Annotated in this window: 14 protein-coding genes and 1 tRNA gene; 7 read left to right on the top strand and 8 right to left on the bottom strand. The window is 72.0% G+C overall.

The window, feature by feature from the left end; genetic code table 11:
- The 3 genes from ACIF83_RS28125 to ACIF83_RS28115 form a co-directional block, all read right to left on the bottom strand.
- Complete coding sequence (locus ACIF83_RS28125) at positions 1–924, bottom strand: bifunctional MaoC family dehydratase N-terminal/OB-fold nucleic acid binding domain-containing protein (RefSeq protein WP_393474499.1); 924 nt, start codon at positions 922–924, stop codon at positions 1–3.
- Positions 921–2,072 (bottom strand): acyl-CoA dehydrogenase family protein, encoded by a 1,152-nt coding sequence (locus tag ACIF83_RS28120; protein ID WP_399730994.1) that lies wholly within the window; start codon positions 2,070–2,072, stop codon positions 921–923. Before ACIF83_RS28120 ends, ACIF83_RS28125 begins: the two co-directional genes overlap by 4 nt.
- Before the next feature lie 200 nt (positions 2,073–2,272).
- Positions 2,273–2,584 carry a hypothetical protein gene (locus ACIF83_RS28115; RefSeq protein WP_393474508.1) on the bottom strand — a complete coding sequence of 104 codons (312 nt, stop codon included), beginning with the start codon at positions 2,582–2,584 and terminating at the stop codon, positions 2,273–2,275.
- A gap of 369 nt (positions 2,585–2,953) precedes the next feature.
- Here ACIF83_RS28115 and ACIF83_RS28110 point away from each other — a divergent pair, with 369 nt between their 5' ends.
- Entirely contained in the window at positions 2,954–3,826 is an 873-nt protein-coding gene (locus ACIF83_RS28110; protein WP_393474511.1) for a bifunctional DNA primase/polymerase, read from the top strand.
- Positions 3,827–3,856: 30 nt separating this feature from the next.
- On the opposite strand, the gene ACIF83_RS28105 is transcribed toward ACIF83_RS28110, so the two are convergent.
- From ACIF83_RS28105 to ACIF83_RS28095, 3 genes are all read right to left on the bottom strand, one after another.
- Entirely contained in the window at positions 3,857–4,540 is a 684-nt protein-coding gene (locus tag ACIF83_RS28105; RefSeq protein ID WP_399730991.1) for a hypothetical protein, read from the bottom strand.
- Positions 4,541–4,774: 234 nt separating this feature from the next.
- Positions 4,775–4,859, bottom strand: a tRNA-Ser gene (locus tag ACIF83_RS28100).
- Positions 4,860–5,013: 154 nt separating this feature from the next.
- A complete protein-coding gene (locus tag ACIF83_RS28095) occupies positions 5,014–6,516 on the bottom strand; it encodes a trypsin-like peptidase domain-containing protein (RefSeq protein ID WP_393474516.1) in 1,503 nt (500 codons plus the stop codon).
- Between the two features lie 295 nt (positions 6,517–6,811).
- Between ACIF83_RS28095 and ACIF83_RS28090 the strand changes: the two genes are divergently transcribed.
- From ACIF83_RS28090 to ACIF83_RS28080, 3 genes are all read left to right on the top strand, one after another.
- Complete coding sequence (locus tag ACIF83_RS28090; RefSeq protein WP_398138699.1) at positions 6,812–7,639, top strand: glycerophosphodiester phosphodiesterase; 828 nt, start codon at positions 6,812–6,814, stop codon at positions 7,637–7,639.
- Positions 7,640–7,810: 171 nt separating this feature from the next.
- The gene (locus tag ACIF83_RS28085; RefSeq protein ID WP_393474522.1) at positions 7,811–8,449 is read left to right on the top strand and encodes an ATP-binding protein; all 639 of its coding nucleotides are present in this window, start codon (positions 7,811–7,813) and stop codon (positions 8,447–8,449) included.
- 178 nt (positions 8,450–8,627) lie between these two features.
- A complete protein-coding gene (locus tag ACIF83_RS28080; RefSeq protein ID WP_398138701.1) occupies positions 8,628–9,590 on the top strand; it encodes a DUF5926 family protein in 963 nt (320 codons plus the stop codon).
- Between the two features lie 244 nt (positions 9,591–9,834).
- Here the strand turns inward: ACIF83_RS28080 and ACIF83_RS28075 are convergent, their stop codons facing one another.
- Both ACIF83_RS28075 and ACIF83_RS28070 read right to left on the bottom strand, forming a co-directional pair.
- On the bottom strand, positions 9,835–10,485 hold the full coding sequence (locus ACIF83_RS28075; RefSeq protein WP_393474527.1) for a hypothetical protein: 651 nt from the start codon (positions 10,483–10,485) through the stop codon (positions 9,835–9,837).
- Positions 10,486–10,541: 56 nt separating this feature from the next.
- The gene (locus tag ACIF83_RS28070) at positions 10,542–11,207 is read right to left on the bottom strand and encodes a bifunctional DNA primase/polymerase (protein WP_393474529.1); all 666 of its coding nucleotides are present in this window, start codon (positions 11,205–11,207) and stop codon (positions 10,542–10,544) included.
- A gap of 606 nt (positions 11,208–11,813) precedes the next feature.
- On the opposite strand from ACIF83_RS28070, the gene ACIF83_RS28065 reads away from it, so the two are divergent.
- The 3 genes from ACIF83_RS28065 to ACIF83_RS28055 all read left to right on the top strand — a co-directional run bounded on the left by ACIF83_RS28065 (position 11,814) and on the right by ACIF83_RS28055 (position 16,321).
- Positions 11,814–13,229, top strand: a complete 1,416-nt coding sequence (locus tag ACIF83_RS28065; RefSeq protein WP_399730985.1) for a SpoIIE family protein phosphatase — start codon at positions 11,814–11,816, stop codon at positions 13,227–13,229.
- A gap of 158 nt (positions 13,230–13,387) precedes the next feature.
- The gene (locus ACIF83_RS28060; RefSeq protein WP_393474535.1) at positions 13,388–14,863 is read left to right on the top strand and encodes an aminopeptidase P family protein; all 1,476 of its coding nucleotides are present in this window, start codon (positions 13,388–13,390) and stop codon (positions 14,861–14,863) included.
- A gap of 93 nt (positions 14,864–14,956) precedes the next feature.
- Positions 14,957–16,321, top strand: a complete 1,365-nt coding sequence (locus ACIF83_RS28055; protein ID WP_393474538.1) for a PLP-dependent aminotransferase family protein — start codon at positions 14,957–14,959, stop codon at positions 16,319–16,321.
- The last annotated feature ends 57 nt before the right edge of the window (positions 16,322–16,378 follow it).

Raw genomic sequence — 16,378 nt, 5'->3', positions numbered from 1 at the left:
TCACCCCTCGCCTTCGACGACCCGGAAGACCGGCAGGACCAGTACGCCCTGCTCGTCCTCGTAGGACGTGAACTCCACCCGGACCGGCAGGCCGATGCACACCTTGTCGTACGGCACCCCCACCACGTTGCTCACCATCCGCACGCCCTCGGCGAGTTCGATCAGGCCGACCGCGTAAGGCGGTTCGAAGGCCGGGAAGGGCGGGTGGTGCATCACCACGTACGAGTAGACCGTGCCCGCGCCGCTCGCCTCGACCGTGTCCCAGTCCGGGCAGCCACAGGCGTTGCACCCCGGCAGCCAGGGGTGGCGCAGGGTGCCGCAGCCCGTGCAGCGCTGGATCAGGAGCCGGTGCCCGGCCACGCCCTCCCAGAAGCCCGCGTTGTCCCGGTTGACCACCGGGCGGGGGCGCCGGGGGCGCTCGGCCGGGGGTGTGCGGCGGGCCGGGGCGTACTTGAGGATGCGGAAGCGGTGGGTGCCGGCGAGTTCGCCGTCCACCCGTACGTCCATGCGGGTCGTGACGAAGTACCCCGTGCCCAGCTTCGTCGTCTTGCGGTCGGAGACCGACTCGATCACCGCGTCGAAGGTGACCTCGTCGCCCGGGCGCAAGGGCCGTAGATACTCCTGCTCGCAGTCGGTGGCCACCACGGACGTGCAGCCCGACTCGTCCAGCAGGGCGAGGAGTTCGTCGTAGGCACCGGCGCGGCCCTCGTGGCCGGAGAGGCCGCCCATCGTCCACGCCTGGAGCATGGTGGGCGGGGCCATGGCGTCGGGTCCGCGGTACGCCGGGCTGGTGTCGCCCATCGCCTCGCACCAGTGCCGGATCATCGGCGCGTTCACCGGGTCCCTGCCCACCCCGGCGACGGCGGCGGGCCGGCCCTCGTACGCCTTGAGCCGCCTGTCCACCTCGTCCGTCCGCTCGCTCACCGCCGCCCCCTCGTCATCCCGAGCCGCATCGTCGCGACGATCTCCCGCTGCACCTCGCTCACCCCGCCCCCGAACGTGTTGATCTGTGCCGCCCTGTTCAGCCGCTCCAGTTCGCCACCCTCGAACGTCCCCGGCGATCCCGAGCGGACGAGTCCCGCATCACCGACGATCTCCTGACACATGCGATACGTCGCGACAGCCGATTCCGTTCCCGCGACCTTCACCGCGCTGGCGTCGCCGGGGGCCAGTCGCCCCGCCCCCACATCCCCCACCAAACGCCAGTTGAGCAGGCGGGATGCCGCCAGCCGGGCATGCACCTCGGCCAGTCGAGAACGCACCCACGGCTCGTCGATCCGGCGCCTGCCGGTCACCCGATCGGGGGTGCGGGCGGCGGCGAGCGCCGCCGCGCAGAACTCCTCGGCCTGCATGCCGATGGCCGCGAGGGCGACCCGTTCGTGGTTGAGCTGGCTGGTGATCAGCGACCAGCCCTCGTTCTCGGCGCCGACCAGGTTCCGGGCGGGGACGCGGACACCGTCGTAGTACGTGGCCGTCGTCGTCTGCCCGCCCACGGTCTCGATCGGCGTCCAGGAGAACCCCGGGGCGTCGGTGGGGACCAGGAGGAGGGAGATGCCGCGGTGCTTGGGCGCGTCCGGGTCGGTGCGGCAGGCGAGCCAGATCCAGTCGGCGTGCTGGGCGCCCGAGGTGAAGATCTTCTGCCCGTCGATCCGCCAGCCGTCGCCCTCCCGTACGGCCCGGGTCCGCAGCGAGGCGAGATCGGTACCGGCGGAGGGCTCGGTGTAACCGATCGCGAAGACCAGGTCACCGGCGAGGATCCGGGGCAGGAAGTGGGCCTTCTGGCGCTCGCTGCCGTACTTCATCAGCGTGGGCCCGACCGTGTTGAGCGTGACCATGGAGACGGGGGCGCCGGCCCGGTACGCCTCGTCGAAGAACACGAACTGCTCGTCCGCGCCCCGCCCCTGACCGCCGTACTCGACCGGCCAGCCGAGTCCCAGCCAGCCGTCGGCGCCGATGCGGCGCAACAGGGCGCGCCCGTCGGCGGGTTCGCCCGCCTCGGGCAGCACGGTCCGGAAGTAGGCGCGGAGTTCGGCACGCAGCCGCTGCTGCCGCTCGGTGGGGGCGAGGTGCACGGCGGGCCCTCCCGGCCTCGCTTGCCTGACGGGACGGTTTCTGACTGTCCGTCAGATACTGCTCCCTGTCAAGGTCGTCTGCTCGGAACCGCGCACCGGAAAACGCCTGCGCGGCGGCACCGAAGCACCGCCGCGCAGACGCGTTACGACCCCAAGCACACCCCACGAGGACCCTCAGCGAGAGAGGCCTCGGCCCCGGCTCACCACAGCTTGGTGAAGTGGACGGCGACGTTCTCGTTGCCCTGTTGGAGGGCCGTCCAGGCGGAGCCGTTGACCTGTGCGGTGTTGCTCTGGTTCGAGGCGCCGGAGCCGACCGCGTTCTGCTGGGTGGTGGACGAGTTTCCCTTGTTGTCGTGGCCGACACCGCTGCCGATGACGCTCGCCACGCCGGCGTTCGATCCGTTGTCCGCGAAGGCGCCGTTGTCCGCGGCAGCGACACCGGTGAAGAGGGCGGCTGCGAGCGGAAGAGCGGAGACGGCGGCGAGGACGCGGGCGGTACGGATGCTTGCCATGTTTGTTCCTCCAGAACAGAACACTCTCGGCGCCGAGGCCGAGGATGCGTCATTTAAGGCTTGGACCAAGGCAGTTGGCCGACCGCCTCGGGTTTTCGTGAACGACGTCGCGCATCCAGAGTTGCCCACCGAATCCCCGGCGAACCACCCCGGAAGACCCGATTCGCACGCAAGCGTGATGACAAGTCGATAAACCCCTATCGCCACCTTTGGTCACCTCACGTCACAACACGGCACAGACCAGACCTTCACGAATCAAGCACCACGGGAGGCGAATCGTTCCGGCGCATTTCCGGCCAATCTTGTCGACCCGGCGCGTCACCGCGGCCTCCTCTTCCCTTTTTCGAACACGAGTACGAACATGGAGCCATGGCCACCACAGACCGGCAGGCCACGACGCTGGCCCTCGCGCACGCCCTGTCAGCCGCCGAACGCGGACTGGCCGTCATCCCCCTGTCCAGGACCAAACTCCCGGCCCTGCGCTCCCCGCACCGCGACGCCCCGGAACCGGTGGGGCCGCCCTGTCACGGCGAGTGCGGCCGCTTCGGCCACGGCGTGTACGACGCCTCCACCGACCCGGTCCGCATCCGCGAGCTGTTCGCCGCCGCGCCCTGGGCCACCGGCTACGGCATCGCCTGCGGGCTGCCCCCGCACCACCTCATCGGCGTCGACCTCGACACCAAGTCCGGCACGGACTCCTCGGCCGCACTGCGCGAACTGGCCCTGCGACACCTGTTCACGATCCCCGAGACGGTCGTCGTCCTCACCCCGAGCGGCGGCCGCCACCTGTGGCTGACCGGCCCGCCGGACGTCGTCGTCCCCAACTCGGCCGGCCGGCTGGCCCCCGGCATCGACATCCGGGGCGCCGGCGGCTACCTCGTGGGCCCCGGCTCCCGCACCGCCCACGGCGTGTACGCCGCCGCGCCCGGCACCGCTCATCTGGCCCCCGCCGCCTGCCCGCCGGCGCTGCTACGACTGCTGCTGCCCCCGCCCCGCGCCACCCGCCCGGCGACCACGGCCACCGACGACCACGGCCGCGGCCTGGTCCAGTTCGTCCTGACCGCACACGCGGGCCAGCGCAACACCCGCCTGTTCTGGGCGGCCTGCCGCGCCTACGAGAACGGGCTCGGCCCTGCCCTGCTCGACTCCCTGGCCGAGGCGGCCGTCCACACCGGCCTGGCCGAAGGCGAGGCCCGCGCGACGATCGCGTCGGCGGCCCGGATGACGGGACACCGGGCGTGAGACGGGGGAACCAGGGCGGGGCCGGGGTGCCTACGGCGTGTAGACCTGCTCCAGCCGGTCGATGGAACCGTCGGCGCCGGTCTCGTACTTGAACACCAGGCCGGAGTCGGGGTGCGCCTTGACCCAGTCCATCAGCTCCCCCACGCCGATGCGCTGGTTCGTGCTGCTGCCGGTGACGGGGTTGGTGGCGGTGACGTACGCGGCCTGGTCCATGGCCCAGCGGGCCTCCTCGCCGCTGACGACGAACGGCTTGCCGTCACTGTCCTTGCCTGCGCATCCCCAGGCGCCGTGCTGGATGACGAGGTTCACCTTGCCGGTGCTGCCCGGGAGTTCCTCGATGCGGTACAGGGCGAATTCGTCGGGGTCGTAGTGGTCCGGGTCCGGGGCCTTGGTGACGCAGTCGGCGGCCGGTGCCGCGGTCTTGCCCGATCCGGTGCCCTTGCCGGCGGGCGTCGCGGCCGCGGTGGCGCCCGAACCCGCCGTGCTCCCGCCGCTCTTGCCGGTACCGGTGCCCTTGCCGCTTCCCGTGCCGGTGCCGGCGCCCTTGTCGGTGCCGCCTGCCGTGCCGGGCGTCGCCGAACCGGCCGTGGCCCCGGCCTTCGGCGCGTCGGAGGCCCCCGCGGCGGTGTCGTCCCCCTGGCATCCGGTGAGTACGGCGGCCAGCGCGACGGCCGTGAGCGCGACGACAACGGGTCTGAGGCGATGGGCATTCATCTGGGACGTCCCCCCTGATCACGGGCGGCCCGACCGGCCGCTCCCGGATGGGGACCGTAATGCCCTGTCCGTGCTCACCGCACCGCCGGAACAGCCCGTGTCACGAACTCGGGACAGTGCCGTCACCACGCACGGATCATGTGACGTGCACAGGCCAGAACCGAGATACCCGTCCTCTGGGGCAACGGCGACGGCCCCGGACCGGTTCGCCCGGTCCAGGGCCGTTCAACTACGCGGTGGGTGTGGGATTTGAACCCACGGTGACTCGCGCCACGACGGTTTTCAAGACCGTTCCCTTAGGCCGCTCGGGCAACCCACCTCGGCCTCCACCCATCCGGGGGCGGAGCGGGTACAGCGTACCGGGAGCGGGGCGGGCCGTGGGGCGTGGTCCGCTCAGGAGCCGTCGTCGGCCGATCTTGCGCCGGGCCGGCGGGGCTTTCCCGAGAGGTCGCGCCCCTGCGCGCGTGTGCGGGTCAGCTGTCGCCCGCCCGGGAGCCGAGGGTGAGGTCCACCGTGTGCTCCTGGCCGCCCCGCGTGTAGGTGATCGCGACCTTGTCGCCGGGCTTGTGGGTCCAGATCTCGCCGATCAGGGTCGGGCCGCTGTCGATCACGTTGTCGTCGAGCTTGGTGATGACGTCCCCGGGCTTGAGGCCGGCCTTGTCGGCCGGGCCGCCCGACTCGACCGCGGCGGCGCCGCCCGCGCCCTGGTCGGTGATCTTCGCGCCGTTGCTGGCCTCCTCCAGGGAGACGGAGGCGCCGATCTTGGCGTACACCGGCTTGCCGGTCTTGATCAGCTGCTGGGCGACGTACTTGGCCTGGTTGATCGGGATCGCGAAGCCGAGGCCGATCGAACCGGACTGGCCGGAGCCGAATCCGCCGCTGCCGGTGGACTGGATCGCCGAGTTGATGCCGATGACCGAGCCGGAGGCGTCCAGCAGCGGGCCACCCGAGTTGCCGGGGTTGATGGACGCGTCGGTCTGCAGGGCGCTCATGTAGGACGCCTTGCTGGACGAGCTGCCGTCGCTGGAGGCCACAGGGCGGTTCTTGGCACTGATGATGCCCGTGGTGACCGTGTTGGACAGCCCGAAGGGGGCGCCGATGGCGATGGTCTCGTCGCCGACGGCCACCTTGTCCGAGTCGCCGAGGGTGAGGGGGTTGAGGTCGGAGGGGGCGTTCTTGAGCTTGATGACGGCGACGTCGTAGCCCTGGGCGTGGCCGACGATCTCCGCGTCGTACTTCTTGCCGTTCGGGAAGGTGGCCGTGAGCTTGCCGCCGTCCACCGCGTCCGCCACCACGTGGTTGTTGGTGACGATGTGACCCTGCTTGTCGAAGACGAACCCGGTGCCCGTGCCACCCTCGCCGCTGGTGCTCTCCGCCTCGATGGTGACCGTGCTCGGCAGAGCCTTGGCGGCCACGTTGGCGATCGTGCCGGGGGCGCGCCTTACCTGGGAGGCGCTGCTGTCGGAGGCGGAGACGGTGGTGGAGCCGTTGCTGTCGTTGTCCTTGGCCAGGGTGTAGCCGAGGCCGCCGCCCAGACCGCCCGCGACCAGCGCGGCCACCAGGACCGCGGCGACCAGCCCACCGCGCCCGCTGCGGGGCTTGGGGGCGGGCTGCTGGTACGACGCACCCCAGACGGTGCCGGAGCCACCGGAGCCGGCGTCGGCGTAGGCAGGCGTGGCCGGAGGCGGCCAGGAGCCGTCGGGGGCGGGGCCGGGGTAGCCGGCCGGGGTCTGGTGTCCGTCGGGGGCCTGGCCGGGGTAGCCGGCGGGGGGCTGGTGTCCGTCGGCCGGATTCTCGTGGGCCGGTGCGGCCTGCGCCGGGCCCTGCTCGGGCGCGCCCGCGGGCACCGGCGGAAGCTGGGCCGTCGGCGCCCCGTCGGGCGCGGGGCCCTGCGGGGAGGCTGCAGGAGATGCCACCGGCACGGGAGGTACGGACGGCGCCGGGGGTACCGCGTTGCCCTCGTTCTCGGTGCTCACAGCTCTTCTCCTCGATCCACGGCTGTTGTCATAGGTCGCACTCGGTCACGCTCGTTCACGCTGTCGTCGGTCCGTTGCGAACAGCTGTGCATGGTCCTGCGTCGTGCTTGTATGCAGTCAGCTTTTCCCACGGGCCGTCAGAGCACCATAAGCGGTGGCTGTGGGTCCAGGGTCATCCTTTACATGGGACCTTTCTTGCAAAAGCTACATAAAAGTGCATTAAGGATGCCCACGTTCGTCGCACGGACGCTCCCGCGCCGCCCCACGTACCCCGCGCGGGTGGCACCATGACGCGGTGACCCACGCACCACAGCACCCGATCCAGGTCGTCGCCCACCGGGGGGCCTCCGAGGACGCGCCCGAACACACCCTGGCCGCCTACAAGAAGGCGATCGAGGACGGCGCGGACGCCCTGGAGTGCGACGTACGGCTGACCGCCGACGGCCATCTGGTCTGCGTCCACGACCGGCGGGTGAACCGCACCTCCAACGGCCGCGGGGCCGTCTCCGCCTTGGAGCTGGCCGATCTCGCCGCCCTGGACTTCGGTTCCCGGAAGACGCGCGATGCCTGGCGCGGACGCGACGAGGAGCCCGACTGGGAGCACCGTCCGGAGGACCCGGCGGACACCTCCGTACTCACCCTGGAGCGGCTGCTGGAGCTGGTCGCGGACTCCGGGCGGCGGGTGGAACTGGCCATCGAGACCAAGCACCCCACACGCTGGGCCGGGCAGGTGGAGGAGCGGCTGCTGCTCCTGCTGAAGCGGTTCGGACTGGACGCCCCGGCCTCGGCCGCAGAGTCGCAGGTGCGGGTCATGAGCTTCTCGGCGCGCTCGCTGCACCGCGTGCGGGCCGCGGCACCGACACTGCCGACGGTCTACCTGGTCCAGTTCCTCTCACCCCGGCTGCGCGACGGACGGCTGCCGGCGGGCGTGCGGATCGCGGGCCCCTCGATCCGTATCGTGCGCAACCACCCGGCGTACGTGGAACGGCTGAAGCGCGCCGGCCACCAGGTCCACGTCTGGACCGTGAACGAGCCCGAGGACGTCGACCTCTGTGTCGAGCTGGGCATCGACGCCATCATCACCAACCGCCCGCGCGCGGTGTTGCGGCGACTGGGTCGCTGAGCGGGGAAGCGAGCCTCAAGAGCCGGGTAAGGACCGGTGCACACCCCTTGACCCTGCTGCCCGGCTCGACCATCCTCCATTCTCGGCCACACCACTGAATTCCAGCCACACGATGACAGGCCCGTCACAGGGAGTGCTCCGGCGCATTCGTTCCGTATGCGGTCGTTGCGAATGCGTCACCGGAAGAGGATTGGCCGGTTTCCGGTACAGGCCAATGGGGCATCCACACCGTGGCGTGGGGCAAAGGAGGTCTCGGGGGTGGCGTTGGTGGTGGCACAGGAGGTGCCCACGTCGTCGAGCATGGCCGTACCCCATGGCCCTGCGGGCGTGGGGAGGGCGAGACACCGGATGCGTGCGCAGTTGCGCAGCGGCGGGGTGTCGGAATCGGTCATCGACGATGCCGTACTGATCCTTTCGGAGCTGTTGAGCAACGCCTGCAAACACGGGCGGCCCCTGGGCGATGCTCCGCCCGGGGACGGCGACGTACGCGCCGCCTGGCGGGTGGACGCGCGCGGGCGGCTCACCGTGGAGGTGACGGACGGCGGCGGCCCTACCCGCCCGGCTCCGGCCACCCCGTCGGTCACCGCGCACGGCGGCCGCGGGCTGAACATCATCACGGCCCTGGCCGACGACTGGGGTGTCCGGGACGACATCCACGGCGAAGTGACGGTCTGGGTCGTGGTCAACGAGGACGTCCATGATCCGGATGCCGGGTGCCGCTCCGACGGTTTCGCTACGCGCGTCACCTCCCCCGCGGTTCCGGCCATGGCCGAACTGGACTTCGCGGACGCGTTCGACAACCTGGACTGAGCGCGGCGGGGACCCGCGGACCCGGACCGCCCGCGCCGGACGCAGGCACGGGAGCTGTCCGCAGATTCACCCCGTCGGCGTCGTCCAAGTGTCCGTTGTCCACAGGTTCCCGTCGGCCGTGGCGCGAACGGCTAGGCTCCCGCCCGTACCAGACGCGCCGTAACCGGGAGACCCCACGATGGCCAAGAAGCGACCCCAGACGAAGGCCAAGCCGCAGATCACAGACGGAGAGATCCCGGTTGTCGGCGCCCGCGAGCCCTGCCCCTGCGGCAGCGGCCGGCGCTACAAGGCGTGCCATGGCCGGGCCGCCGCGCACGCCGCGACCGAGCTGGTGCAGCGTCCGTTCGAGGGCCTCCCGGGCGAGTGCGACTGGGTGGCGCTGCGCGAGCTGGTGCCGGCCGCCACGGTGGAGCTGACCCTCAACAGCGGCCTGCCCGAGGGCGTCCCGTCGGTCACGCTCGCCACGGTGCTGCCGATGGCCTGGCCCGCGCTGCGCCGCGACGACGGCTCGGTCCTGCTCGGCCTGCAGAACGACACGCCCTCCGGCGACATCAGCCGCGACCTCGCCGACACGCTCCAGCGTGCGCTGGAGGCCGCGCCCGGCACGCCGGTGGAGGGCCGCCGCGCCCCTGCCGAGGGTCCGCGACTGCAGGACCTGCTCGACCCGGAAGGCGCGTTCGAGCCAGTTGTGCACAGCGGCTTCGAGTTCTGGGTGCCGGACGCGGAGAACGCCACACCGGACGTGGCCGCCTCCCTGGAGCGGGCCAACGCCGCGGCCATCCCGACCGTGAAGCTGTCCGGCGTGGACGCCGCCTACTGGTGCGAGACCCCGGAGAAGAACCACCTGCGCTGGGTCATGCCGCACCCGGAGGAGCAGCTTCTGGACGCTCTCGCCCGGCTGCACGCGGCCGGCCGCTCCAGCCTCGGCGAGGGCACCCGACTGGTGGGCTCCTTCCGTGCTCACGGCCTCACGGTGCCGGTCTGGGACCTGCCGAGCGGGGTCACGGCCGAGGACGTGGAGAAGCCGGCCGCCGAGTTCGCCGAGCGGCTCGCCGCCGCCCTCGCGGCCGACGAGCCGCTCACGGCCGACGAGCGCCGCGCGCGCGGCGGACTGACCAACCGGCAGGTCACGCTCAGCTGACCGGCCCCGAGGGCACGTGTCACGGCTGAACGGTCGGTCAGCCGTGACAGCGTGCCCGAAATAGGTGACTCCTGTCACAACTCCCCGTCGTGACAGGTAAATCGGTGTCCGAATAGCCGAGATCGAATTTGCGAACCGCCGATCTCTTGTTACCGTTCCAGTAGCCCGGTTGCTGGTGCATCCCCCGTCGCCAGCAACCGGGCCTTTTCATGTCCGCGTCCGGTGTACAGCGCGTCGGGGAGCGTCAACTCCCGTTCGTCTCCTCGGAGTTGCTGCCCGAGTGCAGCAGCAGCGGCCCGCCGGCACCGTGTGCGGCGAACTCGGCGACGGCGGTGTAGCCGTCCAGCGAGCCCCGGGTGCGTTCGCGGGGTGTCTCACAAGTGGCGGGCTCGTCGTCGGCATCCGTGGCGCAGTGCGTCTGCACGGTCCGGCCGCCCGGCTCCATCAGGCTCAGCACGGCCTTCAGGGCCTCGCCGGTGGTGTTGCGGTAGTAGGTGCGCGCCCAGGTGTCCTCACCCTGGGTCAGCACACAGGTCTGCGCCTCGACGCCCTCGGGGGAGGAGAGCTCCGGTCCGCAGCGGGCGGCGGTGGCCAGGCCCAGACCGAGCAGCAGCGGGGAGCGCGTGGGATCGATGGCGGGCATCTTCGCGTCACCGTCCGAGGACGAGGCCGGGGACGACTTGGACGCCTTGGACGACGGCGCGTGTGCGCCGGACCGGCCGCCCGCCGCCGAGCGCCCCGCGGCGTCGCCCACCTGCCCCGCGGACGCCACGGCCAGCGGCAGCACGACGGCGGCCACCACGACGCCCGCGAGGGCGAGCAGACGAAGCCTTCGGGGGTCCGGCCCGCCGCGGTGCGGCGAACGAGTGCCCTGGCCCCCAGAAATGCGCAGCATGTAGCGGAAGATAACGACCACGGGCGGACATCGGGCGGCGCCCGCGCCCGACACCCCTACAACTCGGGTGCGCTCACACCCGTACGAGTGAGGGCGTCGACCACCGCGTCCACCACGGCCTCCACGTCGGGCACCCAGGGCGAGGCCGAGCCCGGCAGCGGCGCACGCTCCCAGCGGACGGCGCCGTGGCCGGTCTCGGAGGGGGGCAGGGCGAGGTAGCCGCCCTCGCCGTGGAAGCGCAGCGAGCCGGGTACGAAGTCCTTGGCGTAGAGCAGCTCGCCGAGCTGCTCCATGGAGTACGGCTTGACGAGCACCGACCAGCGGGTCGGTGCAGCGATCACCGGGCCGAGGCGCATGCCCCGCCGGTCGAGCAGGTCGAGGGCGTGGGCCGCCGCGGGCGCCGGCAGGCTGACCGCGCAGGGCGCGTCGCCGCCGGTGGCGAGGATGATCGGCGCGCCCGGCCGGTTGGTCCACCACCAGCGCACCATGCGCGCGTCGGTGGTGGCGGCGAGCAGGCCGGGGTCGAAGGGGTGCGCACCGGGCACCGTGCACTCCGGGTCGGGGCAGGCGCAGCGGGCCCGTCCCTGCGGGTCCGGGGCCACGCCCGGGAGCACGGGCCACTGCCATTCCGTCGCGAAGGTCAGGGCCGCGCTGATCAGCTCAGGCCTCCCGCCTTTCCGCCTGGACAGGAGCCTGCGTCGCCTTCCGAGGATCTCGCGCATGAGCGCTCGTTCCTTTCCGTTGCACCGCTGGCAACACCGTGGACCACATCACATCACGTGTCGATCACTTCACTGTGCGTACCTGTTGGCGCATCACACCCCTGCGCATGGCATGGGGAACCCCAAAGGGTCGAGCGTTGGCCGCGTCCATAGTGCGTCTATCAAAAGCACGGGTGCGGCGTGGGGGTGGCGAAGTCTGGCGTTTTGCCGTCGCGCGTATTTCTCTCCGCCTCCGCCACGGGAGGATGGGGCTCGGCCGTCGGTGGCTATGACGCCCGGGTCCGTCGCCAGGTTCCGGGTGGCCCCCAACCACCCCTGGCCTTCACCGAGTACGTACCCATCACGACCGCTGTGACGCTCCGTGGAGCAAGGCCAGTCGACCGCAATGGACCGATACCTGAGGCAGTTTTAAGCCAACTTGGCAGTAAGGCAAGGGTTTCGGAAGAAACCCACATCAGACCCGTGGACACCAGGAATCCCTGCAGGACAATGCTGGACATCCCCTCACGAGTGCGTGTACATGTGGAGACACTGCTAGCGGTGCAGAATGACATGGGGGTTTGCGATGCTTCTGAGCAATACGCACCGGTCTGAAAGCCGGACGCCATGAACGCCCCGCACCCTCCGAAAGTGGCTGGAATCGATCCAGCGGTTCCCCCACCCGCACACACTGTCGCGCCCACACCCGCCGCCCCCTCCCCGGACACCGCACTTCCGGTCAAGAACACCCCCGCCCCCGCCGGCCCCGCCCCCGGCACCCTGCTCCAGGACCGGCTGGCCGGCTGGGTCTCGGACCTCACGACCCTCCACGAACTCACCGAACGCCTGTCCCGCACGGACGCACTCGAGCCCGCCCTCGAGGAGCTGCTGCGCGCCGGATCCGCGCTCGTCGGCGCCCGCCGCGGCCTGGTCGTCCTGGAACCCGCCGACGGACTCGGCCCCCGCACCTCCCTCGGCCTCGGCCTCGGCCGCGCCGACCTCGGCCACCTGGAGACCGTGCCACGGGGCTCGCAGCCCTACGGCCCCCTCCTCGACACCGGCGCCGGCAGCGCCGAGATCGTGCACGCCGACCTGTTCGCCGAGGACGGCCTCGACCCCCGCCACCGCGAGGTGGCCGCCCGCCTCGGCTACGCCGCCAGCTACGCCCTCCCGCTGACCGCCGAGTCCGCCGGCCGCCTCGGCGCCGCCGTGTGGCTGTACGACGAGCCCGCCGAGCCGGACGAGCACCACCGTCACCTGATCGGCCTGTACGTCCGGCACGCCGCCGAACACCTCGCCCTGCTGGCGGAAGTGGAGCGCACGCGCGCGTGCGCGGCGACCCTCGCCGAGGAACTGCTCCCCTCCCGGCTGCCGCGGGTGGCCGGCGTCCAGCTCGCCGCCCGGCACCGCACCGGTCCGCGCGGCGGCGGCGACTGGTACGACGCGCTGCCGCTGCCCGACGCCGCCCTCGGCCTCTCCGTCGGCTCGGTCACCGGCTCCGGACCCAGCGCGGTGGCCGCCATGGGCCGGCTGCGCGCCTCCATGCGGGCGTACGCCGTGATGGAGGGCGAGGACCCGGTCGCCGTCCTGTCCGACCTGGAGCTGCTGCTGCGCCTGACCGAGCCCGCCCGTTCGGCCACCGCTCTGTTCGCCTACTGCGAGCCGGCCCTGCGCAAGATCACCCTGGCCGGCGCCGGGCACAGCCCGCCCCTGCTGATCGGCGAGCACCGCACCGAGTTCGCCGAGACCTCCGTCTCCGCGCCGCTCGGCATGCTGGCCTGCTGGGAGGCGCCGAGCGTGGAGATCCAGGCCGAGGCAGGAGAAACCGTCCTGCTCTACACCGACGGGCTGCTGCACCGTACCGGCGACCCCATGGACCGCGCCTTCGCCCGGCTGCACGCGGCCGCCGCGAGCATCCCGCGCACCCTGCGCCGCGACCCGGGGGCGGTCGCCGACCACGTGCTGCGCACCGTCCTGCCCGACGGCCTGGACACGGCCGACAGCGAGGAGGACGTGGTCCTGCTGGCGGCCCGCTTCGACTGAGAGCGCTCCCGCACCGCCTGCATGGGTGGGCATAACAGGTCTTCCGGCCCCGGGTCGCTTTGTGTACGACCGTACGATGATGGAGGTCCCCTGCTCGGGCACGAGCGCGAGCGTCACGGGCCCGGGGGGAGATCACATGCCGTACCGAGGAGGATCACGTGTCCGACGAGCTCAACCCGGAGACCCCGGAAGCTGAGTCCGAGGAGCCCATCAAGCAGCGGAAGAACGGCCTGTACCCGGGCGTCTCCGACGAGCTGGCCGAGAACATGAAGTCCGGGTGGGCCGACACCGAGCTGCACGACCTGCAGCCGATCCCGCAGGCCGCCGAGACCGCCCGTCGCCGCGCCGCGCTCTCCGCGCGCTTCCCGGGCGAGCGCCTCGTCATCCCCGCGGGCAACCTGAAGACCCGCTCGAACGACACCGAGTACGCCTTCCGCGCCTCGGTCGAGTACGCGTACCTCACCGGCAACCAGACCGAGGACGGCGTCCTGGTCCTGGAGCCGACCGACTCCCCGGACGGGAAGAGCAGCCACAAGGAGACGATCTACCTCCTGCCCCGCTCCGACCGCGAGAACGGCGAGTTCTGGCTCTCCGGCCAGGGCGAGCTGTGGGTCGGCCGCCGCCACTCCCTGACCGAGTCCGAGGCGCTCTACGGCATCCCGGCCTCCGACGTGCGCGAGCTGGCCGACAAGCTGCGCGAGGCCACCGGCCCGGTGCGGGTCGTCCGCGGCCACGACGCCGGCATCGAGGCCGCCCTGACCGACAAGGTCACCGCCGAGCGCGACGAGGAGCTGCGGGTCTTCCTCTCCGAGGCCCGGCTGGTCAAGGACGAGTTCGAGATCGGCGAGCTGCAGAAGGCCGTCGACTCCACCGCGCGCGGCTTCGAGGACGTCGTGAAGGTCCTCGACAAGGCCGAGGCGACCAGCGAGCGCTACATCGAGGGCACGTTCTTCCTCCGCGCGCGCGTGGAGGGCAACGACGTCGGCTACGGCTCCATCTGCGCGGCCGGCCCGCACGCCTGCACGCTGCACTGGGTCCGCAACGACGGCCCGGTCCGCTCCGGCGACCTGCTCCTGCTGGACGCGGGCGTGGAGACGCACACGCTGTACACCGCCGACGTCACGCGCACGCTGCCGATCAACGGCACGTACAGCGAGATCCAGAAGAAGGTCTACGACGCGGTGTACGAGGCCCAGGAGGCCGGTATCGCGGCCGTGCAGCCGGGCGCCAAGTACCGCGACTTCCACGACGCCTCCCAGCGTGTGCTCGCCGAGAAGCTCGTCGAGTGGGGCCTGGTCGAGGGCCCGGTCGAGCGCGTCCTGGAGCTGGGCCTGCAGCGCCGCTGGACCCTGCACGGCACCGGCCACATGCTCGGCATGGACGTCCACGACTGCGCGGCCGCGCGGACCGAGACGTACGTCGACGGCACGCTGGAGCCGGGCATGGTGCTCACCGTGGAGCCGGGCCTGTACTTCCAGGCCGACGACCTGACGGTCCCCGAGGAGTACCGGGGCATCGGCGTCCGCATCGAGGACGACATCCTCGTCACCGAGGACGGCAACCGGAACCTCTCGGACGGCCTGCCGCGCCGATCCGACGAGGTGGAGGCCTGGATGGCGTCCCTCAAGGGCTGATAAGACACTGATGGCCGGGCACCCGGAAGGTGCCCGGCCATCGGCGTGTCCGTACGTGTGCGCAGGATTCACGTGCCTAGGGGGAGGGTTTTCGTGGACGACTTCTGGTCCGGTGTGGGCGTGGACCTGCATCTCGAACCCGACGCGGCCGACGGCCGCCGGGTCGGTCTGGAACGGGCGCTCAGGGACGCCGTACGCGACGGGCGGCTGGCACCCGGCACCCGGCTGCCGGCCACCCGGCGGCTCGCGACGGAACTCGGCATCTCGCGCGGCACGGCGAAGTCGGCGTACGACCAGCTCGTCGCCGAGGGCTATCTCACGGCCCGGCAGGGCTCCGGCACCCGGGTCGCCGAGCTGCCCGCCCTGCGCGAGGAGGCGCCGGGAACGGCGCCACACGCACGGGCGCCGCGTTTCGACCTCCGGCCGGGCAGTCCCGACGTGGGCGCGTTCCCGGCCGCGGCCTGGCTGCGCGCGCTGCGCCGGGCCATAGCGACGGCGCCCTCACTGGCGTACGACTACGGCGACCCGCGCGGCCGGATCGAGCTGCGCACCGCGCTCTCGGGCTACCTGGGGCGGGCACGCGGGGTGCTCGCACCACCGGACCGGATCGTGATCACCTCCGGGTACGTCCAGGGACTCGCGCTCCTCACGCGCGTGCTGGACGGCGCCTCGATCGCGATGGAGGACCCGGGGCTGCCCTTCCACCGGGAGGTGGTGCGGCGCAACGGCGGGACCGTGCTGCCGGCACGGGTGGACGAGCGCGGGGTCCGTCCCGCAGAACTGGGCGAGGCGGCCGCGGTGGTGGTCACCCCGGCCCACCAGTATCCGACCGGTGTGACCCTGCACCCCGAGCGGCGCCGGGCGCTCACCGACTGGGCACGTGCGCGCGGGGGACTCATCGTCGAGGACGACTACGACGGCGAGTTCCGCTACGACCGTCAGCCGGTGGGCGCGTTGCAGGGCATGGCCCCGGGCCAGGTCGTCTACCTGGGCACCGCCTCCAAGACCCTCGGCCCCGCGCTGCGGCTCGGCTGGATGGTGCTGCCGCCGCAGCTGGTCGACGCGGTCGCCGACGCCAAGCTGCACAGCGACCACCACACCGAGACCATCGGGCAGCTGGCGCTCGCCGAGCTGATCGACAGCCACGCCTACGACCGGCACGTGCGCGCGTGCCGGCTGCGCTACCGGCGCCGCCGGGACCAGCTGCTGGACCGGCTGGGGACGCGGCGGAACGTGCGCGGCATCGCGGCCGGGCTGCACGCGCTGATCGACGTCCCCGACGAGGCCGAGGTGCTGGCCCGCGCCGAGGCGGAGGGACTCGCCGTCGGCCGTCTGGGCAGCCACTGGCAGACCCCCGCCGACGGCCGGCCGCAGGGCCTGGTGGTCGGCTACGGCACCCCCCGCGAGCGGGCGTATCCGGAGGCGCTGGAGGTGCTGGCGAAGGTCCTGGAGGCCTGAAGTGGGCCAGTGAAGCAGCAGCGGATTGGGCCTGATGACGGAGCCAATAGGCCTCTA

The organism is Streptomyces sp. NPDC085866 (assembly GCF_044541035.1).
Lineage (GTDB): Bacteria > Actinomycetota > Actinomycetes > Streptomycetales > Streptomycetaceae > Streptomyces.
This window is presented reverse-complemented; position numbering and strand designations above follow the sequence as displayed.

Excerpts from the sequence above, each read along its gene's own strand:
- ACIF83_RS28115 (WP_393474508.1), bottom strand. The coding sequence starts at position 2,584 with ATGGCAAGCATCCGTACCGCCCGCGTCCTCGCCGCCGTCTCCGCTCTT.
- ACIF83_RS28110 (WP_393474511.1), top strand. The coding sequence starts at position 2,954 with ATGGCCACCACAGACCGGCAGGCCACGACGCTGGCCCTCGCGCACGCC.
- ACIF83_RS28105 (WP_399730991.1), bottom strand. The coding sequence starts at position 4,540 with ATGAATGCCCATCGCCTCAGACCCGTTGTCGTCGCGCTCACGGCCGTC.
- ACIF83_RS28085 (WP_393474522.1), top strand. The coding sequence starts at position 7,811 with ATGCGTCACCGGAAGAGGATTGGCCGGTTTCCGGTACAGGCCAATGGG.
- ACIF83_RS28080 (WP_398138701.1), top strand. The coding sequence starts at position 8,628 with ATGGCCAAGAAGCGACCCCAGACGAAGGCCAAGCCGCAGATCACAGAC.
- ACIF83_RS28075 (WP_393474527.1), bottom strand. The coding sequence starts at position 10,485 with ATGCTGCGCATTTCTGGGGGCCAGGGCACTCGTTCGCCGCACCGCGGC.
- ACIF83_RS28070 (WP_393474529.1), bottom strand. The coding sequence starts at position 11,207 with ATGCGCGAGATCCTCGGAAGGCGACGCAGGCTCCTGTCCAGGCGGAAA.
- ACIF83_RS28065 (WP_399730985.1), top strand. The coding sequence starts at position 11,814 with ATGAACGCCCCGCACCCTCCGAAAGTGGCTGGAATCGATCCAGCGGTT.